Raw genomic sequence first — 25,572 nt, 5'->3', positions numbered from 1 at the left:
AGTGGCCGAGGTCAGTAGAACGTTCACCGTCGCCGCACCGCTCGAGAAGGTCGTCGCGTACCTGCGCGACTTCGCGAACACCACGGCCTGGGATCCCGGGACCGGCAAGTGCGAGCAGACCACCCCCGGTCCGGTGGCGGTGGGCACGGAATGGCACAACGTCTCGTCGTTCTTCGGGCGCACCACCGAACTCACCTACCGCATGACCCGCGACGACCCCGATCACATCGTCTTCGAGGGTCGCAACGAGACCGCAGCCACGTCGGACGATCTGGCGTTCGAGAAAGTGGACGACGCCTCGACGTCGATCACCTACAGCGCGCATCTCGAATTCACCGGCCTGGCGCGATTCGCCGACCCCGTCGCCCGACTCGCGTTCGAGGTACTCGCGGCCAAGACCGTCAAACAGATGACCGAGGTCCTCGAAGCGAGGTAAGCGGTATCAGAGTTTTCAACAGCGCCCTCACTCTCGACGAGTGAGGGCGCCGCTGCGTGTCGGGGCCGATCAGCTGAGGTGATTCACCTCCTGCAGCCCGTACACCGGTGTCGGGATCTCCTCGTGCCGGGCCTTGAGCTGCAATGCGAGGTACAGCGAGTAGTGCCGCGACTGGTGCAGGTTGCCGCCGTGGAACCACAACGCTTCCTGCTGGGTCGGCTTCCACATGTTGCGCTGCTCGCCCTCCCACGGTCCGGGATCCTTGGTGGTGTCGGAGCCGAGGCCCCAGCACTTTCCGACCTTGTCGGCCACTTCCTGACCCATGAGGTCGGCGGCCCATCCGTTCATGGACCCGTAGCCGGTGGCGTAGACGACGAGGTCGGCCGGCAATTCCGTCGCGTCGGTCAGAACCACAGCGTCCTCGGTGAGATGGTCGACCTGCCCGGACACGAGGTGGATGCTGCCGTCCGCGACGAGTTCGGATGCGCCGACGTCGATGTAGTAGCCGGACCCTCGGCGCAGGTACTTCATGAACAGACCGGACCCGTCGTCACCGAAATCGAGCTTGAATCCGGCCCTTTCCAGTCGGTCGTAGAAGTCCCTGTCCCGTTCGGCGATCTTCCGATAGATCGGGATCTGGAACTCGTGCATGATCTTGTACGGCAGCGACGCGAACGTGAGGTCGGCCTTCTCCGTCGTCATGCCCGCTGCGACGGCGCGCTCCGAGTAGAGGTCGCCGAGGCCGAGGTCCATCAGGGAATCCGACTTCACGATGTGCGTGGACGACCTCTGCAGCATCGTCACGTCGGCGCCGTTCTCGAAGAGCGCCTTGCAGATGTCGTGAGCCGAGTTGTTGGCACCCACGACGACGACGCGCTTACCCACGTAGGCGTCCGGACCGGGGTGCCGGCTCGAATGGTGCTGCTCGCCCTGGAAGACGTCCTGGCCCGGGAACGACGGAACGTTCGGCTTGCCCGACATGCCGGTGGCGAGCACCAGCTGCTTCGGGTAGAGCACCACGTCCTCGCCGTCGCGGTCGAGGACGACGGTCCACTCCTTGGTCTCGTCGTCGAACGTCGCGGACGTGCAGGTGGTGGACGACCAGTACGGAATCTCCATCACCTTCGTGTACATCTCGAGCCAGTCGCCGATCTTGTCCTTCGGCGCGAAGACCGGCCAGTTGTCCGGGAACGGCATGTAGGGCAGGTGGTCGTACCAGACCGGGTCGTGCAGGCACAGCGACTTGTACCGGTTGCGCCACTGGTCGCCGGGGCGTTCGTTCTTGTCGACGACGATGGCCGGGACTCCGAGTTGGCGCAGCCGCGCGCCGAGCGCGATGCCGCCCTGGCCGCCGCCGATCACGAGAACGTACGGCTGGCGGGTGTAGCCGAGTTCCCGCTCCTCGATCTCCCGCTTCTCCGCCCAGCTCAGGGTGTCGCCGCCGGAACCGTGAACGGCACCCTTGACGCGGTTCCGTCCCCGGCGTTCCTCATGACCCTTCAACTCCTGCATGGTGGTGAGGAAGGTCCACGCCTCGTCGCCCTTCAGGCGCAGGTGTCCCTTGCCCCGGCCCGTCGCGGTCTCGAACTCGATCCACGCCGAGGTGACGCCGTCGGCCTCGTCCGGGGTCTCGGTGGTGCGGAAGTTGACGGGGTCGGTGTCGTCCAGGCGTGCGTGCAGCATCGCGGCGACGGCGTCGCGTCCCTCGACCGTCTTGAGGTTCCAGGTGAACGCCACCAGGTCGCGCCAGAAGCTGTCGACTGCGAACATGCCCGCGGCACGCTCGACGTCGCGTGCGGCGAGAGCGGATTCGAAGCTCGCCAACCACAGGTCGACTCGTTCCTGAGGTGTCAGGGACGTCTGCACCGCAGTCGGCTGGACCGTCTGTGTCATGTACCTCTCCTTCGCTTGGTATGTGACATACAGCACACTCCGGAGTGGGGCGGGCGGCAAGCGTTGCATCGTGTTGCAGTCCCGCCCGTGAGTACTTATTAACCGCGGGCGGTTAATAAGTACTCACGGGCCACGAATGTCGAAATCCGTGGTAGCCCGTTCGACGTACTGTGTGAGTCCACGGCAAGAAGGCCGGGACCGACCACAATCGAGGAGGAAATCATGCGAGTCATGGTGATGATCGAGGGTGCAGGTGCCGACGAAGACAAGATCGCCCCGACCGAGGAAATGCTGGCGGCGATGGGTGCGTACAACGAGGAATTGGTGAACGCGGGCATCATGCTCGACGGCCAGGGTCTGAAGCCGACCAGCGCGGGGGCGCGGGTGGTGTTCGAGGGCGGCACGACGTCGGTGGTCGACGGCCCGTTCACCGAGTCGAAGGAGATCATCGCGGGATACTGGATCTGGGAGGTGCGATCCCTCGAAGAGGCGATCGAGTGGGTCAAGAAGTGCCCCGCCGACCCCGGCACCGGACTGCGCCAGCTGATCGAGGTGCGGCCGATTTTCGAGTCGGAGGATTTCGGGGACGAGTTCACGCCGGAACTGCGGGAAAAGGAAGAGGCACTCGCGGCGCGAATCCGTGAGCAGCACCCGAACGGCTGAGTCCGGTGGATGTCCAGCGCACGATCGAGGCGGTGTGGCGCATGGAGTCCCCGCGCCTCATCGCGTCGCTCACCCGCCTCGTCCGTGACGTCGGGATCGCCGAGGAGATCGCTCAGGACGCGTTCGTGCTGGCGCTCGAGCAGTGGCCGGAGCAGGGCGTTCCCGACAAACCGGGTGCGTGGCTGACGGCCACGGCCAAGCACAAGGCGATCGATCGCATTCGCCGTGAGCGGTCGCGGCAGTCGAAGTACACGGAGATCGCCGCCGACCCGTCCGCGCAACCGCCGAGCGCGATGCCCGCGCCGGACGCCGTCGACGGCGTGGAGGACGACCTGCTGGCTCTGGTCTTCGTGGCGTGTCATCCCGTGCTTCCGCGGGAATCGCGTGTGGCATTGACCCTTCGCCTGGTCGGGGGTTTGCGCACCGACGAGATCGCGCGGGCGTTCCTCGTCCCCTCGGCGACGATGGGGCAGCGCATCAGCAGGGCCAAGCGGACGCTGTCGGAGGCGAAGGTGCCGTTCGAAGTGCCCGCACGCGAGGAACTTCCGGCGCGGTTGTCGGCGGTGCTCGAGGTGGTGTATCTGGTGTTCAACGAGGGCTACTCCGCCACGTCGGGCGAGGACTGGATCCGGCGTGACCTCGCGTCGGAGGCGATGCGGCTCGCCCGTGTTCTCGCCGGCCTGCTGCCCGGGGAACCGGAGGTGCACGGACTGGTGGCGCTCACCGAGTTGCAGGCTTCACGGTTCGCTGCCCGGGCGGGTGCCGACGGCGAGCAGGTCCTGCTGCAGGATCAGGACCGGTCGCGGTGGGATCGAACTCTTCTGACGCACGGCAATGCGGCGCTGGAACGGGCTGTCGGGCTCGGCCGCCCGCTCGGCCCCTACTCGCTGCAGGCCGCGATCGCCGGGTGTCATGCCAGGGCGCCACGTTTCGAGGACACCGACTGGGAGGCGATCGTCGCCCTGTACGACGCGCTGGCGCAGGTGGCGCCGTCGCCGGTGGTGGAACTCAATCGTGCGGTGGCATTGCTGCATTCGGACGGGCCCGAGGCCGCGCTCGCTGCGCTCGACGCCGTGCGGGACGACCCTCGGCTGGCGCGCCACCACCTCTACGGCGCCGTGCGGGGCGAAGTCCTCGAACGCCTCGGCCGCTACGACGAGGCGGCCCGGACCCTCGAGGACGCCGCGGCGACCGCACCCACCCGCCGGGAACGGAACCTCCTCATGGCCCGCGCGGCCGCCGCGTCCGAGCACGCCGAACCGTGAGTCTCGACCATTGATTCATGATTTCCTGAATACAGAAACCAATGTACAGTCAGGCTCATGGAGACTCTGGTCCATCGGGACGCTCTCGCACGTTTCGGGTACGCGCTGTCGGACACCACCCGCACGCAGATTCTGCTGAGCCTGCGGTCCGGGCCCGGGTATCCGTCGGAGTTGGCCGAGACGATCGGAGTGTCCCGGCAGATTCTGTCGAACCACCTGTCGTGCCTGCGTGGCTGCGGTCTGGTCGTCGCGGTGCCGGAGGGCAGGCGGAGCCGGTACGAACTCGCCGACCCGCGCATTGCACGTGCCCTCGACGACCTGCTCGGCCTGGTGCTCGCCGTCGATCCGTCGTGCTGCCCGGACGCGGAGACCGAAGGCTGCTGCTGATGGCGTCCGAACTCGGCATCCCCACCAGGCCGTCCGGCGAACGCAGGCAGATCCTGTCCCGCCGGATCAGGTTCTTCGTCGCCGCGACGATCACCTACAACGTGATCGAAGCGATCGTGGCACTCACCGAGGGTGCGCGGGTGTCGTCGACGGCATTGATCGGGTTCGGCCTGGATTCGGTGATCGAGGTGTCGTCGGCGGCCGCGGTCGCGTGGCAGTTCGCGGGACGCGATCCCGAGTCGCGGGAGAAGGTCGCGCTGCGCGTCATCGCGTTCTCGTTCTTCGGCCTTGCCGCGTACGTGAGCGTCGACGCGGTGCGGTCGCTGCTGGGCGTCGGCGAAGCGCAACACTCGACAGTCGGAATCGTCCTGGCCGCAGCGAGTCTGGCCGTGATGCCGGTCCTGTCCTGGGCGCAGCGCCGGGCCGGCCGTGAACTCGGTTCCCTGTCCGCGGTCGCGGATTCCAAGCAGACACTGTTGTGCACGTACCTGTCCGCGGTGCTGCTGGTCGGGTTGCTGCTCAACAGCACCCTCGGCTGGTCGTGGGCCGATCCGATCGCGGCCCTGGTGATCGCGGTCATCGCGGTGAAGGAAGGCGTGAATGCGTGGAAGGGCGATACCTGCTGCCCCGCGCCGGTGGGTGGTCGCGCGGCCGGTCAGGATCCCGGCTGCGACTGCTGCGACTTGTGATCGCCGAACGGTTGGTCGCGTTCGCGGACAGCCTCACGGAATCCGACGGTGGCCGAGCGTAATTGGAATGCGTACCCCTCACGGGTGTGCCGGGACATGCCGTCGAAGACGGTGCTCACCATCGTCGAATTGGCGACGCCCTGCGCCAGCAGCGCGCTGTTCAGTGCGAGTTTGACCATCATCAGCTGATTGACGGGCATCCTCGCGATCCGCTCGACGAGGTCCTCGGTGCGACGGTCGAGTTCCTCCGCGGGCGCGGACTCCACCGCGAGTCCCCACTCGGCCGCCTGCCGCCCCGTGATGCAGTCGCCGGTGAGGAGGAGTCGTTTCGCCCGCTGGTCGCCGAGGCGGTGCGCCCACATGCCCGCCGCCGGCACACCCCACACCCGGGTCGGGGGATAGCCGATCTTCGTGTCGTCCGCGGCGACGATCTGGTCGCAGTACAGCGCGATGTCGGTGCCGCCGGCCACGCAGAATCCGTGGATCTTCGCGACCGTCGGCTTGTTCGCGTGGAGCAGGCTCGCGAAACCGCGGTTGAATCGGCTCATCATCGCGTAGTCGGCCATCGGATCCCAGTTGCCGAACGGATTGTGGTTGCGCGCCTGAACGATCGGATCGAGCACCGTGCCGGTCGTGCGGTCCGCTCCCTCGTCGGTGTGGCCGCCGTGCTCGGCGAAGATGCCCAGGTCGTATCCGCCGCAGAATCCCTTGCCGCGCCCCGACAGCAGGATCACGTGCACGCGGGGATCGAGGTCGGCGCGTTCCACGGTCGCGGCGAGTTCGAGAGGAGTGTCGGCGGTGATCGCGTTGCCGTGGTCGGGACGGTTGAACGCTATCCGGGCGATGCGCCCGGTCACCTCGTAGGTGAGGGTCCGATACTCCGCCGGGTGGTCCGCCCGGTCCGGTTCACGATCCGAGAACAGGGAGTCGCCGCCCTCGTCCCAGCCGTCGCGCCAGGCCGCCGGGCGGGTGCCGGCGTGGTCGTCGTGGCCGGTCACGATCCCACCTTGGGAGTGGCGCGATCGATGATGGCGGCGGTGTCGACGCCGGTCGGCAGCGTCCCGAACACGGTGCCCCAGTCGCCGGACAGCCGGCTGACGCAGAACGCGTCGGCCACCGCGGGGTGCCCGTGGCGGACGAGCAGGGAACCCTGCAGGGCGAGCGCCATGTCGCCGACGACCCGCCGCGCCCGGTGCTCGAGCGTGTCGAGATCGCCGAAACTCGCCTTCAGGTCCGCGACCGCGGCATCGAGTCGCGCGTCGACGCCCGCGGTGGAATCGAGTTCGTCGAAGAAGACCTGAAGCGTCTCCGGCTGTTTCGCGATCGCGCGCAGGGTGTCCAGGGCGGCGACGTTGCCGGACCCTTCCCACACCGACAGCAGTGGAGCCTCCCGGTACAGGCGCGGCATCCGCGATTCCTCCACGTACCCGTTGCCGCCCAGGCATTCCAGGGCCTCGGCTGCGTGGATCGGACCGCGTTTGCAGACGAAGTACTTGCTGACCGCCAGCGCGATGCGACGCAGGGTGTTCGCGTGCTCGTCGCCCGCGGTCGCCCGGTCGGTGAGCGCGGCCAGCCACAGGGCGACGGTCGTGGCCGCCTCCGACTCGACGGCGAGGTCGGCGAGCACGTTCCGCATCAGCGGCTGATCCACCAGGTGGGCGCCGAACGCGCTGCGGTGCACGGCGTGGTGCGCGGCCTGCGCGGTGCCGACGCGCATGCCGGTGGCCGTGCCGATGGTGCAGTCGAGGCGGGTCATGTTGACCATCTCGATGATCGTCGGAACGCCGCGGCCTTCCTCGCCGACCAGCCAGGCCACGGCCTCGTCGTACTCGACCTCGCTGCTGGCGTTCGAGTGGTTGCCGAGCTTGTCCTTGAGGCGCTGCAGGTGCATCCGGTTGCGGGTGCCGTCCGGCAGCACCCGGGGGAGGAAGAAACACGACAGTCCGCCGGGCGCCTGGGCCAGCACCAGGAACACGTCGGACATCGGCGCCGACGTGAACCACTTGTGGCCGGTCAGGAGATAGCTGCCGTCGGACTGCGGCACGGCTCGGGTGGTGCCCGCGCGGACGTCGGAGCCGCCCTGCTTCTCCGTCATCGACATCCCGGCGATCAGCCCGGCTTTCGTCAGTGGTGGGTGCAGCACCGGATCGTAGACCCGGGCGGTGAGCAACGGTTCGTACTGTTCCGCCAGCTCACGGTTGTGGCGCAGAGCAGGAACGACGGCGTATGTCATGGAGATCGGGCAGCCGTGTCCGGCGTCGACCTGGCCCCACACCGCCATCTTCGCCGCCCGGAGCAGGTGGGCGCGCGGGTGCGGGTCGGCCCATGGTGCGCCGTGCAGGCCCATCTCGACGGCGGTGGTCATCAGCTGGTGGTACGCGGGGTCGTACTCCACCTCGTCGATGCGGTTGCCGTAGCGGTCGTGGGTGCGCAGGACGGGAGGGTGCGCCTCGGCGAGATCGCCCCAGCGCTGCGCCTCCTCGCTTCCGGCGAGGCGTCCGACGTCGTGCAGTTCCTCGAGCGCGTCGTGGGCGCCGTCGCGTTGCAGCGCTTCGAGGATCGGCGCGTAATCGGCCGCGTCGAAATTGATCAGCGGCGGCACCTGGTTGAAGACCTCGTGTGTGGCACTCATGTCGGGCTCCCGAGGGATCGAAGGGTGAAGGTGAGCAGGGCGGGGATGATCGCGCCGTCGGCGGCACCGCGGGCGAGGGGAAGAATCAGCGCCTCGCCGATGGCGCCGACGATGCACGCTGCGGTCACCGACGCGTCCTGTTCCGGGATCTCCCCGGACTCGACGGCGGCGGCGATCGCGACCGCGAGGGCGTCGCGGAACGATTCGCGGAACAGGAGGCGCTCGGTGTCGACCTGCGGGTCGACGGGCTCGACGAGCAGCGCGTACGCCAGGGTGGGTGCGCGCAGCGCGCGTTCGGCGAACGTGCGGACGGAGGCGGATACGGCGGCGACGCAGCGACCCTCGGCGCCGCGGGCGGCGTTGCCGGATTCGACGGCGGCGCTCACCTCGCGACTGCAGACGATGCGGAAGACTTCCGCGAACAGTTCGCCCTTGTTCGCGAAGTGCCGGTAGACGGTGCCGGTGCCGACCCCCGCCTCGGCCGCGACAGCGGAGATCGAGCACCCGGCGTACCCGTGGCGGGCGATCAGCCCGATCGCGGAATCGATGAGGGTGGTGCGGAGAGCGTCCAGGCGTTCCTGGACGGCGGGTGTGCGGCGGTAGGCCATATTCAAGGAGTGAACACCCGTTCCGTTCTTCCGTCAAGGGTGCTAGCGTCGGCTACACCAGCGAGGAAAGGCGCACTCGATGACTTCCGACGTGGTACTCGTCCGCAAGGACGGCCCGGTCACGACGATCAGCCTGAACCGGCCCGCAGTCCGCAATGCCGTCGACCGGCCCACCGCCGAGGCGCTCGCCGACGCCTTCCGTGCATTCGACGCGGACGAGGACGCGTCCGTCGCGGTACTCCACGGCGAGGGTGGAACATTCTGCGCCGGAGCGGATCTCAAGGCGATCAGTTCCGAGACCGGGAACCGGGTGGCGCCCGACGGTGACGCACCGATGGGTATCTCCCGGATGCGGTTGTCCAAACCGGTGATCGCCGCGATCGACGGGCACGCGGTGGCAGGCGGGCTCGAACTGGCGCTGTGGGCCGACCTGCGGGTCGCCGGTGCGGACGCCGTCCTCGGAGTGTTCTGCCGCCGCTGGGGCGTTCCGCTCATCGACGGCGGGACCGTCCGCCTGCCGAGGCTCATCGGGGAGAGTCGCGCGATGGACCTCGTCCTCACCGGGCGTCCCGTCGACGTCGACGAGGCCCTGAGTATGGGGCTGATCAACCGGAAGGTCGCGGCGGGGGAGGCACTCACCGCGGCCCGGCAGTTGGCCGCCGAGATCGCCGCCCTGCCCCAGGTGTGTATGCGGCAGGACCGGTTGTCGCTGCTGGAGCAGTCGGGGCTCACCGAGGATCAGGCCCTGCTGAACGAATTCCGGCACGGCGCAATCTCTCTGGCTGACGGAATGATCGAGGGCGCCGCGCGCTTCGCCGCCGGGGCAGGCAGGCACGGGGATGCTGCGCCCGTGAGTACTTATTAACCGCCCGCCGTTAATAAGTACTCACGGGGGGCGGCAGCATCTCCGGCGGGCGGTCTGGTGTGCGTACCTGCTGGCGCTGGCCATCACGATCTACACGCTGGGGCTCCCCACCGACCGTATCTACCAGGCGACGTGGATCGTCGCCGGCGTCGTCGCCTTCACGATCGATCGGCCGTGGCAGGACCATCTGCGCGTCGTGTGGGACTGGTTGCCGCTCATCGCCGCTCTCGTCGTCTACGACCTCAGCCGGGGCTTCGCTCACGAACTCGGGATGCCGGTGCGGGCGGAGGAACTGGTGTCCGCGGAGAGCTGGCTCTTCGGCGGCACGATCCCCACGGTCTGGTTGCAGGAGACTCTCCTGCCCCCGACGGGTGAGCTGCCGTGGTGGACTCTGCTCACGGGAATCGTGTACACCAGCCACTTCTTCGTTCCGTGGGTGGTCGCGGCCGTCTTCTACGTGTACTCCCGCGACCTGTGGTCGGGGTACATGCGGCGGGTGCTGCTGTTGTCCTATCTCGGCCTGGTCACCTACATCCTGCTGCCGTCCGTTCCGCCGTGGCTGGCCGCCGAGGGGGACGTGATCTCCGGCAGCGTGGGTCGCGTCGCCGGTTTCGGATTCGGTGTGGTCCCCACGGATGTCGGCACCCGGTGGCTGGAGGCGCAGAGCAACCCCGTCGCCGCGCTGCCGTCCCTGCATGCGGCATTCGCCCTGCTCGTGGCCGTCGCTCTCTGGCCGTTCGCGCAGAACCTGTTGTCGCGGGCGCTGCTGGTCGCCTACCCGCTCGCCATGGCGTTCGTGCTGGTCTACGGCGGCGAGCACTACGTGGTGGACGTGCTGGCGGGATGGGCGTACGTGGGCTTGGCGACCCTGCTGGCACGGGCGTGGGAGTCCCGCACGACGGCGTGGCCCGGCCGCGCCGTCACCGCCGGCCGCCCGCGACGTCGCTGGTGACCGACACCTCGTCGAAAATGGGCTGGAGGAACGGCAGGACGCGATTGACGATCGCCTCGTTGTAGGCGACCGGTTGCTGGTTCGGATTCGCGTGGCCGGTCCCGTCGAGCTTCGCCACCAGCAGCGCGCCGTCGGTCCCGCCGGATTGTTCGACGAGGATCTTCTGCGTGTAGTCGACGTCGACCACCGGGTCCTTCCATCCCGCGCGGGGTCGCACGAAGACGATCCCGGGCCGCGGCTTGTCGTCCGTCTCCACCGCCAGCGACTTCAGGTTGTCGATCGCACCGGACGCGACGATGGTCTTGAACTGCGATTCGATCAGCCCGTTGCTCGCCACGTCCTCCGACAGGACCTTCTCGGTGAGGACCTCGTCGACGACGTCGCGGAACTCGTCGACGTCGACGTGCGGATACCAGTCCGACTTCGTGTCGAGAAACCTGCTCTGCCGGGCCGCGGTCTCCACCAGCAGGCGCATCGTCCGGCTCTCCCGCGCACCGGGGAGCCAGCCGATCCACCGCAGCATGTCCTCGCCGCTGTCCCGGCTCCCGGCCCGGACGGCGTGCAGGTCCACCGGGGTGCAATCGAGTACCACTCCGATGAGGTTGGCGTCCGTGTCCTCGTAGATGTGCTGCGCGACCTCCAGCGCGACGACGCCGCCCATGCTGTGCCCGGACAGGACGATGTTGTCGATGCCCTCGTCGGCCGCGCGGGTGGCGATCAGTTCGCTGATCACCTTGGTGTCGATACCGCCGTTGTCGTACTGGACCGCCCATACCCGCCCGATGCGGTCGTACGAGGACAGTGTGCGGGCGGTGTCGGTGGCATCCTTGTTGCCCAGCCCGACCAGGTCGACGACGGCGGTGTCGTGGTCGGCGGGCGACTGCGCGTCGTACACCTCGTGGATCTGTGGCTGGGTCAGCGCGAGTCGCTCGCGTTCGGGTTGCACGTCGTGAACCCAGTACTGGCCTCCGGTCAGGAGCAGGGGGACGGTCCCGAGCGCGACCGCTGCGAGGAAGCGCCGGGTGCGACCGAATTTCTGCCACTGGTGCCCGAGCCGTGTCGCGTGCAGACGCGCCTTGCGGCGATCGTTGCTCCAGTCGGCCACGGTGGACGGATGGCGTGTCATTCTCTCCGACATCCACTCCGATGGTACGCGCGGGAGCAGAGGGGCCCGTGAGTACTTGTTAACCGCCCGTGGTTAATAAGTACTCACGGCGGAAGTGGCTGGACTCCGGGCAGAGGGCGGCGACGGGCGCGACGTCGGCCGCGTAGTCGACGTCGCGGAGCGTCGGCAGCGACAGCACCTCGGTGCCGGCCGCGAGGAGGGCCTCCCGGGTGAGGCGTCCGGTGTCGGGACTCGACGTGGGAACCGGGCGGATCGCCTCCGCCGCGACCGCGTCGGGCACGCCGAGGATCCACCACCCGCCGTCCTCCGCGAGTCCGAGGACGCATCGGCCCTTCCGCTCGGTGAGCAGGTCCGCCGATTCCGCGAGCAGTCCCGCCGTCACCTGCGGTGTGTCCATTCCGATCTGGAGAATCGGCAGGCCGAACGCGTCGAACGTGTCGGCGTGGGCGTTCACCAATCGCTCCGCGAAGCCCACACCTCGTTGCGGCAGCACCGTGAAGCAGTCCAGCGCCGCCGCGATGTCGGTGCCCCGGACCGCCCGGCCCAGGTCGCCGGTCATTGCCACCACCCGCCGCGCGACGCGGGCACCGGTGACGGCGTCCAGAGTGTCCAGCAGCGAGGCGGCGGCGAGGTCGGCGGCCCGGGCGTCGCCGACCTCCCGTGCGAGCCGGGTCTTCGCGAACCCGGGCACCGGTGCCTTCGCGACCACGAGTACTGCGACGTCGAGGGTCACCCGATCACCTTCCAGAAGTCGTGGACGGCGACGACGGTGCCCTTCAGCGAACCCGACACCTTCGACGTGCCCGCGGTGCGCGGACGGTAGGTGATGTCCTGCTCCACGACCCGCCAGTGGGCGCGGCCGGCGAGCACGAGAAGTTGCAGCGGGTAGCCCGACCTGCGGTCGTCGACGCCCAGCGCGAGAAGGTCCTGCCTGCGGACGGCTCGCATCGCCCCGAGGTCGTGGATCGGCAACCCGTACCGGCGCCGGAGACGTGCGGCGAGGACTGCGTTGCCGATCCTGCTGTGCAGTGGCCACGTTCCACGCCGATCGGCCCGGCGCCGCCCCACGGCGAGGTCGGCGCCCGAGTCCAGCGCGGCAACCAGTCGGGGGAGTTCACCCGGGTCCATCGAGCCGTCGCCGTCCAGCACGCAGACCACCTGAGTCTGCGCCGCCAGCACCCCGGCGTGCACGGCCGAACCGTATCCCGGGACGTGCTCCCGCACCACCGACGCACCGTGCGCGCCCGCGACTGCGGCAGTGTCGTCGGTGGAGTTGTTGTCCACCACCACCGTCCGGTAATCGGGTGGCACCGCGGCCAGCACTCCGGGCAGGGAACCGGCCTCGTTCATGCACGGGATCACGACGGTGACGTCCCGCGGAGAGATCGGTGCGCGCTCAGACACGGGGAGGTCCCGCCGGCGCGGCGTTCCTCAGGGGTGCGTGCGCGAACGCCGCGATCCCCTCGGCAGGCATGATCTGCGCCCGGAAGCCCAGCCGCTCCCGGGCCAGCCTGGGGTCGGCGACGATGTGCCGCACGTCGCCGGGACGGTACTCGCCGGTGACGACTGGTTCGGGGCCGCCGTAGGAACGGGCGAGCGTCGCGGCGACGTCGCCGATCGTGATCGGTTGTCCCGAGCACACATTGAATGCCGAGAATCCCGGCAGCGCCGCCTCGACTGCGGTTACGTTCGCTGCCGCGACGTCGTGGACGTGCACGAAGTCCCGCGTCTGCCTGCCGTCCTCGAACACGCGCGGTGGGTCGCCGTTCTCGAGCGCGGAGCGGAACATCGCGGCCACCCCCGAGTACGGGGTGTTACGCGGCATGCGATCGCCGTACACGTTGTGATAGCGCAGAGCCGTCACGGAACCGCCGGTGGCCAGTGCCCAGGCGAGCGCGTAGTTCTCCTGGGCGACCTTGCCGGCGGCGTAGAGACTCCGCGGCCGCAGCGGCGAGTTTTCCTCCACGAGTGCACACTCCAGGGGATCGCCGGTGTCGGGGTCCGTCTCGTCGAAGAACCCCGCCGCCAGGTCGTCGGCCCGGCGAGCGACCGGTTCCACGAACTCGCCCCGCCCATTGCGATACCGGCCTTCCCCGTAGACGACCATCGACGACGCGAGTATCAGCTTCTCGCAACCCGACTCGTGCATCGCGGCGAGCAACGTCGCCGTGCCGAGATCGTTGTGGCTGGCGTAGGCCGGGGCGTCGCTCACATTTACACCGGCACCGACGACGGCGGCCTGATGGCACACGACGTCCACACCCCGCAGCAGCTTTGTCAGGGCGGGAAGGTCGCGGACGTCGGCGCGTCGCACACCGTCCGGCGACTCGACGTCGGCACCGTGCGCGGACGGGAGCAGTGCATCCATGGCCACGACGTCGTGGCCGGCATCGATCAGCGCGGCGCGGACGTGGCTACCGATGAATCCGGCTGCACCCGTGAGCAGTACGCGTGTTCCCGTCATGGAAGCTCGATTGGCAGTGTCACACCCTCGTGGACGCGGCAGGCTTCGCAGGGGCCCTCGGGGGCGGCGGCGATCGCGGACCGCACGAGCGTCTTCAGGGATCCGAGATTGCGCTGGAACTCGGCGAACACGTCCACGGCGCGTACTCCGTCGCCGGACTCGATCCCCGCATCGAGATCGGTGACCAAAGCGATGGTGGCGTAGCACATCTCGAGTTCCCGGGCGAGGACCGCCTCGGGGTGGCCCGTCATATTGACGAGCGTCCAGCCCTGTCGGGCGAACCACAGGCTTTCCGCCCTCGTCGAGAAACGTGGCCCCTCGACCACCACCAGTACACCGCCCTCCACGGTGCCCGGTCGCGCGGCAGCCTTGCGCAGGTCGGCGCAGTACGGGTCGGCGAACTGGACGTGGACGCCGCCTCCGTCGAAGTACGTCTGTGTGCGGCCGCTGGTTCGATCGACCAACTGGTCCGGCACGACCATCGAGCCCGGTCCCAGGTCGGGGGTGAGGCTGCCGGCGGCGCAGGGTGCGAACACCTGCCGCACGCCCAGCGTGCGCAGCGCCCACAGGTTCGCGCGGTACGGGATGGTGTGGGGCGCGAATTCGTGCCGGGCGCCGTGGCGGGGGAGGAACGCCACCCGCCTGCCCTCCACGTCGCCGACGGTGATCGGGGCGCTGGGGCTGCCGTACGGAGTGTCGATCGTGACTTCCGCGGCGTCCTCGTCGAAGAACGAGTAGAAGCCGCTTCCACCGATCACGGCAACGTCCGCGCGGGCCGGTTCGCGTGCACTCATTGCGGTCATGCAGTCAATCCTCCGTCGTTATGCTGGGCGCGAGTGCGACTTTCGCCGAAGGAGATGACGTCATCGGATCCCCGCAGCGCGCCGAGGAGCGGAATTTTCCGTACCGCGACGTCGTGGGCGCCGCACTCGCCCTGATCCTGGTGGTGGTCGCGTTCGTCGTCCCGCACCTGGGAAACGAGACGATCACCCCCATCGTCAACCGCACCGCGGAGAGTGTGCGGGATTTCGCGGACGCCGCGCCGCTGTTCGGGTTCCGCGACGTGCACTTCGGGTGGGGGACGCCGGTCGCCGTCGCCGTCGCGGCGGCGGTCGTGATGTGGGGGCCGGGCCTTGCGCAGGCGCTCGCGTGGCGCCGCCTCACGGTGGGAGTGTGGCTCGGGTCCGCCCTGTGGGCGATGGCGCTCGCGCTGGTCGACGGCTGGCAGCGTGGATTCGCCGGGCGCCTGACCTCCACCGACGAGTATCTCCACGAGGTCCCTCGTGTCACGGACATCCCGGCGACGCTGCGCGGTTTCGCGGACCGGATCCTGGACCTGCAGCCCGATTCGTGGACCACCCACGTGTCCGGGCATCCGCCCGGCGCGCTCCTGACGTTCTTCTGGCTCGACCGGATCGGTCTCGACGGCGGTGCCTGGGCGTCCGCGTTGTGCGTCGCGGTCGGGTCGAGCGCCGGTGCCGCCGTGATCGTCGCCGTCCGTGCGCTCGGTGACGAGGCCAAGGCTCGTCGCGCGGCCCCGTTCCTCGTCCTCGCACCCGCCGCGATCTGGGTGGCGGTGTCGGCGGACGCGCTGTTTGCCGGCGTGGTCGCGTGGGGGATCGCCCTGCTGGCATTGTCGGCGACGCGTTCCGTCCCGGTTCCCGCGCTCGTCGCGGTGGGCGCGGGCGTGTTGCTCGGCTTCGGTGTCTACCTCAGCTACGGGCTCACGTTGATGGCGATTCCGGCGGTCGCCGTCCTGGTGATCGCTCGCACTGCCCGCCCGCTGGTGGGCGCTCTGGTCGGCGCGCTCGCGGTGGCGGCCGTGTTCACGCTGTACGGATTCTGGTGGTTCGACGGCTACCAGCTGGTGCAGGAACGGTATTACCAGGGCATCGCGTCGGATCGTCCCTTCGCCTACTGGGGCTGGGCCAACTTCGCGTCGCTCGTCTGCGCGGTGGGGTTGGCGGTGCCCGCCGCGCTGCCCCGGGCGTTCGCCTGGTCGCGGGTGCGGGCGCTGTCGCCGGTTCCCGTCCTCGTACTCTCCGCGCTGCTGGCGGTGGTGATCGCCGATCTGAGCGCGTTGAGCAAGGCGGAGACCGAACGGATCTGGTTGCCGTTCGAGATGTGGCTTCTCGCCGCCCCCGCACTCCTGCCGCGCGGAAGCCATCGGTTCTGGCTCGCGGTGCAGGCCGCCGGTGCGCTGGCCGTCAACCATGTGCTGGTCACGAATTGGTGACGGCCGGCGCAGCCGAGTTGCCGTTCGGGGGCAGACGGTCACTTGGTCGCGATCGTGATGGTGGCGATTCCGACCAGCAGCCCCGGCTTCACGGCGTCGGTCTTGAACGTCTGGTTCAGCAGTCCGGCCGCGTCCGCCGAGATCTTGACCTCGGTACCCTGCAGGATCGCGGTGTCGTTCGGTCCTGTCTGCAGCGGCTTCAACGTGCGGCCGTTGAGATCGAACAGCACCGCATCGGTGGCCGCGGACGCACCGTTGACGCTCACGTCGCCGGTGAGTAGCGACGTGCCCGGATCGATCGTGAAATCGGTGAGTTCGACGACCGTGCCGGGCGCCGCCAGCGACAATCCGCTGCCGTCGTGCATGATCTCGCCCTGGACATAGGGGTCGACCGTGCCCGGCTCCCAGTACTTCACGTTGCCGCCGGTGATCGGGAAGCTGACCGATCCGTCGGCGAGGGCCGCCGTACCGACCACTCCGGGGGTGAGGCCGAGCGTCGTCAGGGCTCCGGTGAAACCGGGATCCAGTGCGACGGCGGTACTCACCCCGGTCAGGTTGTCGACCTGGGCGACGGGTGCGGGTTGCGTGGATACTGCTGCTGCGCTCACATTCGACGACGTGCTCGAATCGTTGCTCGAGCACGCCGCCAGCGGGGTCAGGGCAAGGGTGCCGATGGCCGCTGCTACGAGTGCTTTTCGATAGTTCGACATGATGATCAAACAACCTTTCCGGAGGAAGGGGGGTGGGTGGATGTTCACTAGGTATTCGGTGCGACTCAGCCGGCGGATGGGAGCTCTTACGCCCATTCCATCCGCACGAAATACCGATTGGCGTGCTGCAGAACATCGATCACGCTCAGTCCGGCAGCGCGCGCGACCCCGGACATCGCCGCGACACCCACACTCGCCCATGCGAACCACTCTCCGGCGAGATGCTCCGTCTCCCAGCGCAGTAGTTCGTGACGAACTCCTGTCGTGGTCGGCGGATCCACCTCGGCGATCACAATTCCCCGTGGTTGCAACAATTCTCGCGCGCGGCGCAGGATCCGCACCGGTTCCCCGCCGATGCCGATGTTGCCATCGGCGAGCAGTACCCTGTCCCAGTGTCCGGACCGCGGAAGCGGCGCGAAGATGTCCCGGTGGAGCGCGAGACCACCGCGACGGATCGTGAGTTGCACTGCTGTGAAAGACGAGTCGACACCCAGCGCCGCGACGCCGGCCGAGACGAGCGCCGCGGTGAGGCGGCCCGGACCGCACCCGAGGTCCACGGTGGCGCCGTGACAGCCGGTGAGCATCACCCGGTCCGCGATTCGATCGGAGAGGGAGGATGCGTCACCGCCCATCCACCGGCCCACCGGCAAGGGGCGGCGCGTTCCCCGTGCGTCGCGCACCCAGCACGGGAGTCCCACCGACGCGCGTCGCATCAGGAGGTCCGTGGAGACGTCGGTCCTCATGAACTGCTCATCGTGTCACCAGCCTTGAGGGACAGTGCGAGTCGGACGGCGTAGGCGACGGCGGACACCGCGAAGAACGCCGCGGTGAGCAGTAGCCAGCGGTCGAGGAATGGTTCCTGCGTCAGCCCCGTCGCAGCGAGATACGCGTCGGCGCCCTGCTCGATGATCCCGGGCAGGAACAGTAGCAGCGTCAGCCCCGACGCGAGTGCCGGCACGCGGATGTAGTTGAGCGCCGAAACCGACCGGGGTCGTGGAGTTATCCTGCCTCGCATGGCCTTCAGCCCGGACGTCAGGGACCGGTCCGCGAGCGCATACAGCGGGAACAGCACGAGGTCGTGGGCGATCACCGCGCCGAGGAACCACACGGCGATGGACTTCCACCACACGTCCTGATTCCACAGATTCTGCGGACCGACCACCGCCACCGCATATCCGGCGAGGGCGAAGCTGAACAGGACGGCCAGTAGATGCAGCGGGTTGGCTCCGTAGAAGCGGGCGAATCGGCGCATCTCACGTCTCCCGGAATTCGATGGCCTGCACCCATTTGGTGTTGTGGACGCCGGGCAGGGCGGGAACGATGATCCGGGCGGGGTAGCCGTGGTCGAGGGACAGGTCCGTGCCGTTGACGTCGAGGGCGAGCAGGGCGTCGGCGTCGCGCACCTGATCCGAGGTGAGCACCGCCTGGTTGAACGCCCCGGACCGTTCCAGCGACGCCACCTTCGCCGACGCGAAGTCCGTGACCCCGGCGGCGTCCGCGAGGTCACGCAGTCGCACGCCCGTCCACGTCTCGGTGGTGGACCACCCCTCGACGCACGCGATCGGGAGGGACGCGGTGTGCGACGGCATCGCGCGCAGTTGACTTCGGCTCAGCTGCACGGGTTCCGCGCCACCCGTCACCGAAAGCCGCCAGGTGTCGCCGGTCTGCTCCGGAGTGATCTGCGCGGCCGCGGCGGTGCGGTTGATCTGAAAGTCGTTGGGACCGTCGCCGTACGAGCGACCGCGCGGGAGGAGCAGCGCGGCGCTGCGCAGGAATCCGCCGGTGGTCTGCCCGACCGACAGGACGGCGACCAGCGCGGCGCCGCCACCGACGAGGGCGAGGGCGCCGCGGCGGCTGATCGTGGGAGGGGTGGGGTCTTCGGCCACGAGGCCGTTCTCGTCCGCAGGCTCGGGGCGCGTGTCCGCACGGGAGGTGCGCAGCACGTCCCGGAACGACCGCGAACGCAGCGACCTCACCATCAACGGCACCTTCAGGATCGTGTGCGTCACGAACCCGGCGATGAAGACCCACGCGCCCCAGTAGTGCGCCGTGTAGAAGTCGAAGCCGAAGATGTAGTCGTACTGGATGTTCAGGACCCCGGTGATGATCTCGAACAGCGCACCGCCGACCAGGGCGATCAGCGACAGACGTTCGAGCGCCTGCGCCGGCGACCGCACCGGCGGAAACGCGAACAGTTTCGGGATCACCGACCACAGCTTGGCGAGCACGATCGGCACCAGGATCAGTCCGAGCCCGACGTGCAGCCCCTGCGTGAGCCGGTACAACCACGACGGCCGGGTGGGCCACGCGAAGTACGGAAGGTGCAGCCACCCGACGTCGCCGGGACGAGCCTGCCCGAACTGCGGACCGTACGCGATGTACGAGAGCAGTCCCGTGACGATGACGACCGGAAGTCCGATCAGCAGGACGACGCCGAATACGGAGGTCAGCCACGGTCCGCGCAGTGGACTGCGTAATCGGGGGCCGCGAGAGTGGTCGGTCATGGTGTATCAATCCCTCCGGCTCGATCATCTCGAGCCTCTGAGGTAATTCGGTGCCGCCGCGGGGCCGGACTGCTTCGCCCGTGAGTACTTATTAACCGCGGGACGTTAACAAGTACTCACGGGTGGGCGCCGTGGCGGATCTCGTCGCGAGGCTGGTCGTACCGGACCATCTCGTATCCGATCATCGCGAGCAGGACCGCGGTGAGCACGCCGAGGGTGGCGAGGGCCGGGATGTGCCAGACGACGGGAATCAGCGCGATCAGCACGACCGCCGTCGCGAGGCGCGGCACGGTGACCGACCTCGTCGCGTACGCCTTGAACGCGACCAGCGCGAGGAGGTACAGCGCCGCGCCGCCGAACAGTGCGATCAGCGGCCAGCCGTACAGCGGGTCGGTGAGCCGGTGATGGTTGCCGTCGCCGACGTACGACAGGATCTTCTTCAGGCCGAGCGACAGCATCACGACCCCGATCACCATCGGCAGGTGCAGGAAGCTGTAGCAGTTCCTGGCGATCCTGATCTGACGCGCACCGGCCGCCTCCTCGAAGGCGTGCTCGACGGCCAGCGACGTGACGTCGAAGTACGACCACCACAGCAGTCCCGACACCGCGAGCCCCAGCAGCGAGGCGACGATGATCGCCCAGGAGATCGGCAGGCTCGCGACGCCGATGCCGATCGACACGATCGACTCGCCGAGCGCGACGATGATGATGAGGCCGTGTCGTTCGGCGAAGTGGCTCACCGACCGCAGTCGCCAGTCGGTGCCGCCGATCAGTGTGCCGATGTAGTCGCCCGCGAGGGCGAGGATCCACATCACGGTCTGCGCCGTGCCGGTGAGCTGCGACGCGATGAGCAGGAACACGGTGCCGGTGACCATGCTCGGCGCGAAGCGCAGCACCTGACCGCGCAGTTGGGGGTCGGTGCGGCTGATGACCCAGAACATCACCAGGTGCAGTAGGCGGACGACGAAGTAACCGAGGGCGAAGATGACGGGGCCGTCGAGTCCGCCGGCCAGATCGTCGAACGCCTCGGGGATCGTCAGGGCGGTGATGAACATGGCGCCCATCGCGCCGAACATCACCACCCGCACGATGCCCTCGTCGGCGCGCACGAGGTTGCAGAGCCAGGCGTACCCCACCCAGCTCCACCACAGGACGGCCATCACCAGTGCGCCGCGCAGCAGATTCACCCCGGTGGGGTCCTCGGCCATCAGATCGGTGACGCGGGTGAGGGCGAACACGAAGACGAGGTCGAAGAACAGCTCGAGCGGCGACACCGACGCTCGCTCTTCGACGAGACGGGGACGCAAACGATGGGCGAAGGTCACGGGGAGAATGCTGCCACCGGACGGCGACGCGGGAAAGTCCTACGAACTGCGACGATCCGCGGGGTCGGGCGCAGCCTGTCGCTCGGGGGTGAGGACGGGGGTGCGGGGGATCCGCCCGGTGGAGAACAACGCCGTGATGGCGAGCAGCGCGGTGACGGCGTACGCCACCTGGAGTGCCTCGAGGCGCGCGTCGGAATTGATGTCGAGGATGTCCTTGGCGGTGGCTTCGGGGACCGACGCGTCGTCCAACGCCGCCGCCAGTTGTGTGTCGGAGAGAAACGGGACACCGCTCGCCAGTTCGGTGGTCGCCCGCTGTTGTACCGACTGCGGAACGTCGGGATCGGCTTGGATCCCGCGACGATCGAGGTGCTCAGGGTCGCGACGAGTACCGATCCGATCAGCGCCGTCCCGCACCGTAGACGACCAGGCCGAGGGCGAACGCCCTGCGACGACCGATGATGGTGCCGATCTTGCCGCCGGTGATCATCAGCGTCGCCATGACGAGCGTGTACAGCGTGATGGCCGGCTGGATGCCGGTGATCGTGGTGCCCAGATCCGACGCGACCGCCGCCGGGGCAATCTTCCTCAGCGTCGCATGCAGGCGCGTCACCGAAAATCATCCGAACAGGGTGAAAGCCCGTGAGAGGGTCTCGAACCGGATTATGCTCGAAAGATGGCCGGAATCTCGTGGGAGATCCCGGATCACTGTGACCGAGCCCTGATCCGGGGTGATATCCGCGGACCTGGTCGGCATGCATGAAGAGAGGTTTTCCGGTGAACGAAATCGACCCGGAGGATAGCGGACCCATCGATTATCTCGTGGTGGAGTTCCCTGCCGACCGACGACCGGACGGATCAGCGTTGACGATCCTCCGTGACCTCGTCGAGCAGGGCACCGTGCGAGTGCTCGACCTGGTCTTCCTTCGCAAGGAAGCGGACGGTTCGGTCGTGGCGATCGACATCGTCGACGTCGGACTCGAGGGCGGTATCGATTCGTCGCTCTTCGCCGAGGCCTCGACCGGCCTGCTCGACCTGGCGGACATCGCAGACGCCGGATCAGTACTCGAACCGGGTTCCTCGGCTGCGTTACTGGTCTACGAGAACAGTTGGGCCGCACCGTTCGCAACCGCCCTGCGCCGTAGCGGGGCGCAACTCGTGGCCTCGGGCCGCATCCCTGTGCAGGGCATCCTGGCGTCACTCGACGCGCTCGAAGCCAGAAACTGAAACCGAGGACAACATCATGCCCGGACTCCTCCGCGGAATCGCCCGCACCGCCGTCATCGCCGGAACCGCTACCTCCGTGTCGAATCGAGTGTCTCGACGTCAGGGCCAGCGGTGGGCGGCGAAAGAGCAACCACAAGAGCAACCACAACAGCAACCGCAAGGACCACAGAACGAGGCCCCGGCCTACGCTCAGGCACCCCCGCCGCAGGCCGCTCCCGCCCCCTCCCAGGGAGGAGGGAGCGTCGACCGGATCGCCGCGCTGAAGGATCTCGGAGAACTCAGAGCGCAAGGTGTGCTCACCGAGGACGAATTCGTCGCCGAAAAGGCGAAGATCCTGGCGTCCTAGGACGACCCCGGCAGTCGCCTACTTCATCCACGGCATGAAGGTCGCGAAACCGGTGGCGACCACCCGCTGATACGACGACCCGATGATGCGGGCCAGTACGTCGAGGGCCTTCGCCTCCCAGCCGATCACCACCCGGGCTCTACCCTTGCGAACTCCGTCGAGGATCGTCTTCGCGGCCATCTCCGGCGAGTGGAGGGCCAGCCTCTTGTCGAAGAATTCGGCAAAGGTCTGCGCGTCCTCGTCCTCGGCGACAGTGGCGTTCCGGGCAACGGCGGTCTTGATGCCACCGGGATGCACACACGTCACCTCGACGGGGTGCTCGGCGATCAGCATCTCCTGACGCAGCGCCTCGGTGAAACCGCGCACGGCGAACTTCGCTGCGTTGTACGCGCTCTGGCCCGGAACGGCGATCAGCCCGAACACGCTGGAGATGTTGACGACGTGTCCGTCGCCCGACGCGATCAGATGCGGCAGAAAGGCTTTGGTGCCGTTGACGACGCCCCAGAAGTCGATGTCCATGATCCGCTCGATGTCCTTGAACTCGGACTTCTCGACGGTGCCGTTGTAGGCGATGCCGGCGTTGTTGTAGATCTGGTGGACCGTGCCGAAGAGCGCGACGACGTCGTCCGCGTAGGCCAGCACGGCTTCCCGTTCGGCGACGTCGAGCCGATCGGACTTGACTTCCGCGCCGAGGGCTTCGGTCCGGCGGACGGTGTCGGCGAGTCCCACGGTGTCGACGTCGGAGAGCGCGAGCCTGGCGCCCTTCTTCGCGAGATCGAGGGCGAGGGCCCGGCCGATGCCGGATCCTGCTCCCGTGATGACGGCGACTTTGCCTTCGAACGTGCTCATGTGGATGCAACCCTGTCTGTGTCGGGGTGAACGTTCAGGATGTGCCGGCGCAGTGCCGCGCCGAGGTCGGTGACCGCCTCGCATGCCTCGGCGAGAATGCTGACCTGGAGGTGGAAGTCGTGCCAGAGGGCGTCGAACCGGCGGTGGTCGAGGACGCCCGCCGCGGCGGCGACGGCTGCTTCGATCTTGTCCGCGTCGACAGAGATGGGATCGTCGCCGGCGGTGTGCATGACGATCGGCGGCAGACCCGTCATGTAGCCGTACACCGGAGAGATCCCGGGCGATCTCGGGTCGTGGTGTCCGGCATAGCGCGGGGCCCACTCCGCCGTCATGGCCGGCAGGATGAGGGGATCGCGCAGCACCGGTCGCGTCCTGTCGACGTCGATCGCGAGGTCGGCCCACGGGCAGATCAGGCCGAGCGCAGCCGGGGCGGGGAGGCCACGATCACGCAGTGCCGTCGCGAGCGCCAGCGTCAGTCCGCCGCCGGCGGAATCACCTGCGACGACAGTGGTGTTCGGGTCGAGTCCGTCGTCGAGTAGCCGGGAGTAGACCGCGACCATCTCCTCGAGCGCAATCGGGTAGCGGGCTTCCGGCGAGCGTGAGTAGTCGGGGATCACTGCGGTCGTCCCGGCGGCTGCGGCGAGGTGCGCGACCAGGCCGCGGTACCCCTTCGCGCTCCCGAGGGCGTATCCGCCGCCGTGGAGGTAGATCAGCGTCCCGCCGGTGGTGTGCGCCGGCTGCACCCGGACGACGGGGACACCGGCGACCGTGTCGCGCTCGAACCGGGTGCCCCGGGGCGGGCGAGCGGCGGCCGTCACCATCTCGACCATGAGGCGCTTCGCCCCGACGGACACGCGGTGGGACGCAAGCAGGGGTCGTGAACTGCGCAGACAGGCCCGGATGACACCTCGGTCGATGTTCCTCATGCCGGCGCCCCGAACTGCAGCAGCCCGTCGTGCACGGGGTCGTCGAGGAGCATCGTGGAGTCCTTCTCGTAGTGCATGAGAACCTTCCACGGCTCCTTGGACCCCTGGCGGGGCATGGCGTCCTTGCCGCGCTGCACGTACCCGGACTGCAACTGGTCGAGCATGCCGATGTCCATCGCGGAGTTCTCGACGTCGCGGGGCGTCGCGACGGTGTGGCCGCCCTCGTCCATGTACCGGAGCAGCCGGCACAGGTAGGCGCCTGCGATGTCGGACTTCAGGGTCCACGGCGCGTTGGTGTAGCCGAAAACCCATGCCAGGTTCGGGATTCCCTCGACGAGCACGCCCTTGTAGGTCATCTGCCCGTGCAGCGGTCGGGGCTGCCCGTCCACGGACAGTTCCATTCCGCCGAGCATCTGGATCTTCAGGCCGGTGGCGGTGACGACGACGTCCGCCTCCAGTTCCTGTCCGGACTTCAGCAGGATGCCCTTCTCGGTGAACGTGTCGATGTGGTCGGTGACGATCGACGCGTCGCCGGACGACAGCGCGGTGAAGAGGTCCGCGTCCGGCACCGCGCAGAGGCGCTCGTCCCACGGCATGTAGTTCGGCGTGAAATGGCTCATGTCGAATCCCGGGCCGAGGCGTCGTCGTACCTGCCAGAGCAGGAATCGGCGCATCTGCCGGGGCCACCGTCGGCATGCCAGGTAGAGCCCGCGCTGGAGGGCGATGTTGCGCTTGCGGCCGAACGAGTACACCCACTTGGCGGGGAGGAATCGGCTCAGCACCTCGGAGATCTTGTCGAGGGCGGGTATCGAGAAGATGTACGACGGCGAGCGCTGCAGCATGGTCACGTGCTCTGCATCGCCGGCCATCGACGGAACGAGGGTGACGGCGGTGGCGCCGCTTCCGATCACGACGACCCTCTTCCCGGTGTAGTCGAGGTCCTCGGGCCACTGCTGTGGGTGGACGCACCGGCCCTGGAACCGGTCCGTGCCCGGGAAGTCCGGCAGGTGGCCGGCGTCGTAGTCGTAGTAGCCGGTGCAGCTGACCAGGAACCCGCAGGTGTAGGTGCGAATATCGCCGGTCGCCTCGTGCTCGGCCGTCACGGTCCAGCGTTCCTCGGCGGTCGACCAGTCCGCCCCGACGATCTTCAGGCCGTAACGAATCTTGTCCTCGACGCCGAACTCCCGCGCGGTGTCGGCGATGTACTGGCGGATCGACGCACCGTCCGCGAGCACCTTCGAGTCGTGCCACGGCCGGAACTTGTAGCCGAACGTGAACATGTCGGAGTCCGAACGAATACCGGGGTAGCGGAACAGATCCCATGTCCCGCCCAGCCGTTCGCGGCGCTCCAGCACGGCGATGGTCTTGTGGGGGAACTCGGCCGTCACCTGGCAGGCCGTTCCGATGCCGGACAGTCCGGCACCGATGATCAGAACGTCGAAATGTGTCGTGGTCATGGCTTCCTCGCGCTT

At 68.3% G+C, this 25,572-nt stretch carries 28 protein-coding genes and 1 pseudogene; 10 read left to right on the top strand and 19 right to left on the bottom strand.

The window, feature by feature from the left end; all coding sequences use genetic code 11:
- Window position 1 precedes the first annotated feature (1 nt).
- The gene (locus ACFVJ3_RS03260; protein WP_378450692.1) at window positions 2-436 is read left to right on the top strand and encodes an SRPBCC family protein; all 435 of its coding nucleotides are present in this window, start codon (window positions 2-4) and stop codon (window positions 434-436) included.
- A 69-nt stretch (window positions 437-505) separates the two neighbouring features.
- Here the strand turns inward: ACFVJ3_RS03260 and ACFVJ3_RS03255 are convergent, their stop codons facing one another.
- Entirely contained in the window at window positions 506-2,329 is a 1,824-nt protein-coding gene (locus ACFVJ3_RS03255) for an NAD(P)-binding domain-containing protein (RefSeq protein ID WP_378450691.1), read from the bottom strand.
- Window positions 2,330-2,551: 222 nt separating this feature from the next.
- On the opposite strand from ACFVJ3_RS03255, the gene ACFVJ3_RS03250 reads away from it, so the two are divergent.
- From ACFVJ3_RS03250 to ACFVJ3_RS03235, 4 genes are read left to right on the top strand one after another with little or no spacing between them, the layout of a single operon-like run.
- Window positions 2,552-2,992, top strand: a complete 441-nt coding sequence (locus ACFVJ3_RS03250) for a YciI family protein (RefSeq protein ID WP_005248606.1) — start codon at window positions 2,552-2,554, stop codon at window positions 2,990-2,992.
- Window positions 2,993-2,997: 5 nt separating this feature from the next.
- Window positions 2,998-4,257 carry an RNA polymerase sigma factor gene (locus ACFVJ3_RS03245; protein WP_378450690.1) on the top strand — a complete coding sequence of 420 codons (1,260 nt, stop codon included), beginning with the start codon at window positions 2,998-3,000 and terminating at the stop codon, window positions 4,255-4,257.
- A gap of 57 nt (window positions 4,258-4,314) precedes the next feature.
- Complete coding sequence (locus ACFVJ3_RS03240) at window positions 4,315-4,644, top strand: ArsR/SmtB family transcription factor (protein ID WP_378450689.1); 330 nt, start codon at window positions 4,315-4,317, stop codon at window positions 4,642-4,644.
- On the top strand, window positions 4,644-5,333 hold the full coding sequence (locus ACFVJ3_RS03235; RefSeq protein ID WP_378450688.1) for a cation transporter: 690 nt from the start codon (window positions 4,644-4,646) through the stop codon (window positions 5,331-5,333). Before ACFVJ3_RS03240 ends, ACFVJ3_RS03235 begins: the two co-directional genes overlap by 1 nt.
- Here ACFVJ3_RS03235 and ACFVJ3_RS03230 read toward each other — a convergent pair.
- The 3 genes from ACFVJ3_RS03230 to ACFVJ3_RS03220 are packed head-to-tail and all read right to left on the bottom strand — an operon-like array spanning window position 5,300 to window position 8,573.
- Window positions 5,300-6,331: a crotonase/enoyl-CoA hydratase family protein gene (locus ACFVJ3_RS03230; RefSeq protein WP_378450687.1), complete on the bottom strand. Its 1,032-nt coding sequence runs from the start codon at window positions 6,329-6,331 to the stop codon at window positions 5,300-5,302. The genes ACFVJ3_RS03235 and ACFVJ3_RS03230 overlap by 34 nt on opposite strands.
- The gene (locus ACFVJ3_RS03225; RefSeq protein WP_378450686.1) at window positions 6,328-7,965 is read right to left on the bottom strand and encodes an acyl-CoA dehydrogenase family protein; all 1,638 of its coding nucleotides are present in this window, start codon (window positions 7,963-7,965) and stop codon (window positions 6,328-6,330) included. The genes ACFVJ3_RS03230 and ACFVJ3_RS03225 overlap by 4 nt, the downstream gene beginning before the upstream one ends.
- Window positions 7,962-8,573 (bottom strand): TetR/AcrR family transcriptional regulator, encoded by a 612-nt coding sequence (locus ACFVJ3_RS03220; protein ID WP_378450868.1) that lies wholly within the window; start codon window positions 8,571-8,573, stop codon window positions 7,962-7,964. Before ACFVJ3_RS03220 ends, ACFVJ3_RS03225 begins: the two co-directional genes overlap by 4 nt.
- 79 nt (window positions 8,574-8,652) lie before the next feature.
- Here ACFVJ3_RS03220 and ACFVJ3_RS03215 point away from each other — a divergent pair, with 79 nt between their 5' ends.
- Entirely contained in the window at window positions 8,653-9,438 is a 786-nt protein-coding gene (locus ACFVJ3_RS03215) for a crotonase/enoyl-CoA hydratase family protein (protein ID WP_378450685.1), read from the top strand.
- 13 nt (window positions 9,439-9,451) lie between these two features.
- Window positions 9,452-10,390: a phosphatase PAP2 family protein gene (locus tag ACFVJ3_RS03210; RefSeq protein WP_378450867.1), complete on the top strand. Its 939-nt coding sequence runs from the start codon at window positions 9,452-9,454 to the stop codon at window positions 10,388-10,390.
- Here the strand turns inward: ACFVJ3_RS03210 and ACFVJ3_RS03205 are convergent.
- Genes ACFVJ3_RS03205 through ACFVJ3_RS03185 form a run of 5 tightly spaced genes read right to left on the bottom strand, consistent with a single transcriptional unit; the run spans window position 10,359 to window position 14,783 of the window.
- A complete protein-coding gene (locus ACFVJ3_RS03205) occupies window positions 10,359-11,516 on the bottom strand; it encodes an alpha/beta fold hydrolase (protein ID WP_378450684.1) in 1,158 nt (385 codons plus the stop codon). The genes ACFVJ3_RS03210 and ACFVJ3_RS03205 overlap by 32 nt on opposite strands.
- A 58-nt stretch (window positions 11,517-11,574) precedes the next feature.
- Window positions 11,575-12,249, bottom strand: coding sequence for a DUF2064 domain-containing protein (locus tag ACFVJ3_RS03200; protein ID WP_378450683.1), 675 nt, complete (start codon window positions 12,247-12,249; stop codon window positions 11,575-11,577).
- Window positions 12,246-12,920 carry a glycosyltransferase family 2 protein gene (locus ACFVJ3_RS03195; protein WP_378450682.1) on the bottom strand — a complete coding sequence of 225 codons (675 nt, stop codon included), beginning with the start codon at window positions 12,918-12,920 and terminating at the stop codon, window positions 12,246-12,248. The genes ACFVJ3_RS03200 and ACFVJ3_RS03195 overlap by 4 nt, the downstream gene beginning before the upstream one ends.
- Entirely contained in the window at window positions 12,913-13,980 is a 1,068-nt protein-coding gene (locus ACFVJ3_RS03190; RefSeq protein WP_378450681.1) for an NAD-dependent epimerase/dehydratase family protein, read from the bottom strand. Before ACFVJ3_RS03190 ends, ACFVJ3_RS03195 begins: the two co-directional genes overlap by 8 nt.
- Entirely contained in the window at window positions 13,977-14,783 is an 807-nt protein-coding gene (locus ACFVJ3_RS03185) for an S-methyl-5'-thioadenosine phosphorylase (protein WP_378450680.1), read from the bottom strand. Before ACFVJ3_RS03185 ends, ACFVJ3_RS03190 begins: the two co-directional genes overlap by 4 nt.
- Before the next feature lie 20 nt (window positions 14,784-14,803).
- Here ACFVJ3_RS03185 and ACFVJ3_RS03180 point away from each other — a divergent pair, with 20 nt between their 5' ends.
- A complete protein-coding gene (locus tag ACFVJ3_RS03180) occupies window positions 14,804-16,216 on the top strand; it encodes a hypothetical protein (RefSeq protein ID WP_378450679.1) in 1,413 nt (470 codons plus the stop codon).
- A gap of 38 nt (window positions 16,217-16,254) precedes the next feature.
- Here the strand turns inward: ACFVJ3_RS03180 and ACFVJ3_RS03175 are convergent, their stop codons facing one another.
- The 7 genes and pseudogenes from ACFVJ3_RS03175 to ACFVJ3_RS03145 form a co-directional block, all read right to left on the bottom strand.
- Window positions 16,255-16,926 (bottom strand): hypothetical protein, encoded by a 672-nt coding sequence (locus ACFVJ3_RS03175; protein WP_378450678.1) that lies wholly within the window; start codon window positions 16,924-16,926, stop codon window positions 16,255-16,257.
- Between the two features lie 86 nt (window positions 16,927-17,012).
- Window positions 17,013-17,669 carry a methyltransferase domain-containing protein gene (locus ACFVJ3_RS03170; protein ID WP_378450677.1) on the bottom strand — a complete coding sequence of 219 codons (657 nt, stop codon included), beginning with the start codon at window positions 17,667-17,669 and terminating at the stop codon, window positions 17,013-17,015.
- Entirely contained in the window at window positions 17,666-18,178 is a 513-nt protein-coding gene (locus ACFVJ3_RS03165; RefSeq protein WP_378450676.1) for a hypothetical protein, read from the bottom strand. Before ACFVJ3_RS03165 ends, ACFVJ3_RS03170 begins: the two co-directional genes overlap by 4 nt.
- Window position 18,179: 1 nt before the next feature.
- A complete protein-coding gene (locus ACFVJ3_RS03160) occupies window positions 18,180-19,430 on the bottom strand; it encodes a molybdopterin-dependent oxidoreductase (RefSeq protein ID WP_378450675.1) in 1,251 nt (416 codons plus the stop codon).
- Between the two features lie 116 nt (window positions 19,431-19,546).
- Window positions 19,547-20,755, bottom strand: a complete 1,209-nt coding sequence (locus ACFVJ3_RS03155; protein ID WP_378450674.1) for a low temperature requirement protein A — start codon at window positions 20,753-20,755, stop codon at window positions 19,547-19,549.
- A 39-nt stretch (window positions 20,756-20,794) separates the two neighbouring features.
- Window positions 20,795-21,165 (bottom strand): annotated as a pseudogene (locus ACFVJ3_RS03150) (MFS transporter); the annotation flags it as partial.
- Window positions 21,153-21,365, bottom strand: coding sequence for a hypothetical protein (locus ACFVJ3_RS03145; protein WP_378450878.1), 213 nt, complete (start codon window positions 21,363-21,365; stop codon window positions 21,153-21,155). The pseudogene ACFVJ3_RS03150 and the gene ACFVJ3_RS03145, both read right to left, overlap by 13 nt.
- A 164-nt stretch (window positions 21,366-21,529) precedes the next feature.
- Between ACFVJ3_RS03145 and ACFVJ3_RS03140 the strand changes: the two genes are divergently transcribed.
- Both ACFVJ3_RS03140 and ACFVJ3_RS03135 read left to right on the top strand, forming a co-directional pair.
- On the top strand, window positions 21,530-21,979 hold the full coding sequence (locus ACFVJ3_RS03140; protein ID WP_378450673.1) for a DUF6325 family protein: 450 nt from the start codon (window positions 21,530-21,532) through the stop codon (window positions 21,977-21,979).
- A 16-nt stretch (window positions 21,980-21,995) separates the two neighbouring features.
- Window positions 21,996-22,325, top strand: a complete 330-nt coding sequence (locus tag ACFVJ3_RS03135) for an SHOCT domain-containing protein (RefSeq protein WP_378450672.1) — start codon at window positions 21,996-21,998, stop codon at window positions 22,323-22,325.
- Window positions 22,326-22,343: 18 nt separating this feature from the next.
- On the opposite strand, the gene ACFVJ3_RS03130 is transcribed toward ACFVJ3_RS03135, so the two are convergent.
- The 3 genes from ACFVJ3_RS03130 to ACFVJ3_RS03120 are packed head-to-tail and all read right to left on the bottom strand — an operon-like array spanning window position 22,344 to window position 25,557.
- Window positions 22,344-23,174, bottom strand: coding sequence for an SDR family NAD(P)-dependent oxidoreductase (locus ACFVJ3_RS03130; protein WP_378450671.1), 831 nt, complete (start codon window positions 23,172-23,174; stop codon window positions 22,344-22,346).
- The gene (locus tag ACFVJ3_RS03125; RefSeq protein WP_378450670.1) at window positions 23,171-24,100 is read right to left on the bottom strand and encodes an alpha/beta hydrolase fold domain-containing protein; all 930 of its coding nucleotides are present in this window, start codon (window positions 24,098-24,100) and stop codon (window positions 23,171-23,173) included. The genes ACFVJ3_RS03130 and ACFVJ3_RS03125 overlap by 4 nt, the downstream gene beginning before the upstream one ends.
- Window positions 24,097-25,557: a flavin-containing monooxygenase gene (locus ACFVJ3_RS03120; RefSeq protein WP_378450669.1), complete on the bottom strand. Its 1,461-nt coding sequence runs from the start codon at window positions 25,555-25,557 to the stop codon at window positions 24,097-24,099. The genes ACFVJ3_RS03125 and ACFVJ3_RS03120 overlap by 4 nt, the downstream gene beginning before the upstream one ends.
- Between the last annotated feature and the right edge of the window lie 15 nt (window positions 25,558-25,572).

The sequence above is a fragment of the Rhodococcus sp. NPDC127593 genome (assembly GCF_042671975.1).
Taxonomy (GTDB): Bacteria; Actinomycetota; Actinomycetes; order Mycobacteriales; family Mycobacteriaceae; genus Rhodococcus_F.
This window is presented reverse-complemented; position numbering and strand designations above follow the sequence as displayed.

Bases quoted from the DNA above. Each gene is read 5' to 3' on its own strand.
- ACFVJ3_RS03255 (WP_378450691.1), bottom strand. From the start codon at position 2,329: ATGACACAGACGGTCCAGCCGACTGCGGTGCAGACGTCCCTGACACCT.
- ACFVJ3_RS03250 (WP_005248606.1), top strand. From the start codon at position 2,552: ATGCGAGTCATGGTGATGATCGAGGGTGCAGGTGCCGACGAAGACAAG.
- ACFVJ3_RS03240 (WP_378450689.1), top strand. From the start codon at position 4,315: ATGGAGACTCTGGTCCATCGGGACGCTCTCGCACGTTTCGGGTACGCG.
- ACFVJ3_RS03235 (WP_378450688.1), top strand. From the start codon at position 4,644: ATGGCGTCCGAACTCGGCATCCCCACCAGGCCGTCCGGCGAACGCAGG.
- ACFVJ3_RS03225 (WP_378450686.1), bottom strand. From the start codon at position 7,965: ATGAGTGCCACACACGAGGTCTTCAACCAGGTGCCGCCGCTGATCAAT.
- ACFVJ3_RS03220 (WP_378450868.1), bottom strand. From the start codon at position 8,573: ATGGCCTACCGCCGCACACCCGCCGTCCAGGAACGCCTGGACGCTCTC.
- ACFVJ3_RS03215 (WP_378450685.1), top strand. From the start codon at position 8,653: ATGACTTCCGACGTGGTACTCGTCCGCAAGGACGGCCCGGTCACGACG.
- ACFVJ3_RS03205 (WP_378450684.1), bottom strand. From the start codon at position 11,516: ATGACACGCCATCCGTCCACCGTGGCCGACTGGAGCAACGATCGCCGC.
- ACFVJ3_RS03190 (WP_378450681.1), bottom strand. From the start codon at position 13,980: ATGACGGGAACACGCGTACTGCTCACGGGTGCAGCCGGATTCATCGGT.
- ACFVJ3_RS03185 (WP_378450680.1), bottom strand. From the start codon at position 14,783: ATGACCGCAATGAGTGCACGCGAACCGGCCCGCGCGGACGTTGCCGTG.
- ACFVJ3_RS03180 (WP_378450679.1), top strand. From the start codon at position 14,804: ATGCTGGGCGCGAGTGCGACTTTCGCCGAAGGAGATGACGTCATCGGA.
- ACFVJ3_RS03175 (WP_378450678.1), bottom strand. From the start codon at position 16,926: ATGTCGAACTATCGAAAAGCACTCGTAGCAGCGGCCATCGGCACCCTT.
- ACFVJ3_RS03170 (WP_378450677.1), bottom strand. From the start codon at position 17,669: ATGAGGACCGACGTCTCCACGGACCTCCTGATGCGACGCGCGTCGGTG.
- ACFVJ3_RS03165 (WP_378450676.1), bottom strand. From the start codon at position 18,178: ATGCGCCGATTCGCCCGCTTCTACGGAGCCAACCCGCTGCATCTACTG.
- ACFVJ3_RS03160 (WP_378450675.1), bottom strand. From the start codon at position 19,430: ATGACCGACCACTCTCGCGGCCCCCGATTACGCAGTCCACTGCGCGGA.
- ACFVJ3_RS03135 (WP_378450672.1), top strand. From the start codon at position 21,996: ATGCCCGGACTCCTCCGCGGAATCGCCCGCACCGCCGTCATCGCCGGA.
- ACFVJ3_RS03130 (WP_378450671.1), bottom strand. From the start codon at position 23,174: ATGAGCACGTTCGAAGGCAAAGTCGCCGTCATCACGGGAGCAGGATCC.
- ACFVJ3_RS03125 (WP_378450670.1), bottom strand. From the start codon at position 24,100: ATGAGGAACATCGACCGAGGTGTCATCCGGGCCTGTCTGCGCAGTTCA.
- ACFVJ3_RS03120 (WP_378450669.1), bottom strand. From the start codon at position 25,557: ATGACCACGACACATTTCGACGTTCTGATCATCGGTGCCGGACTGTCC.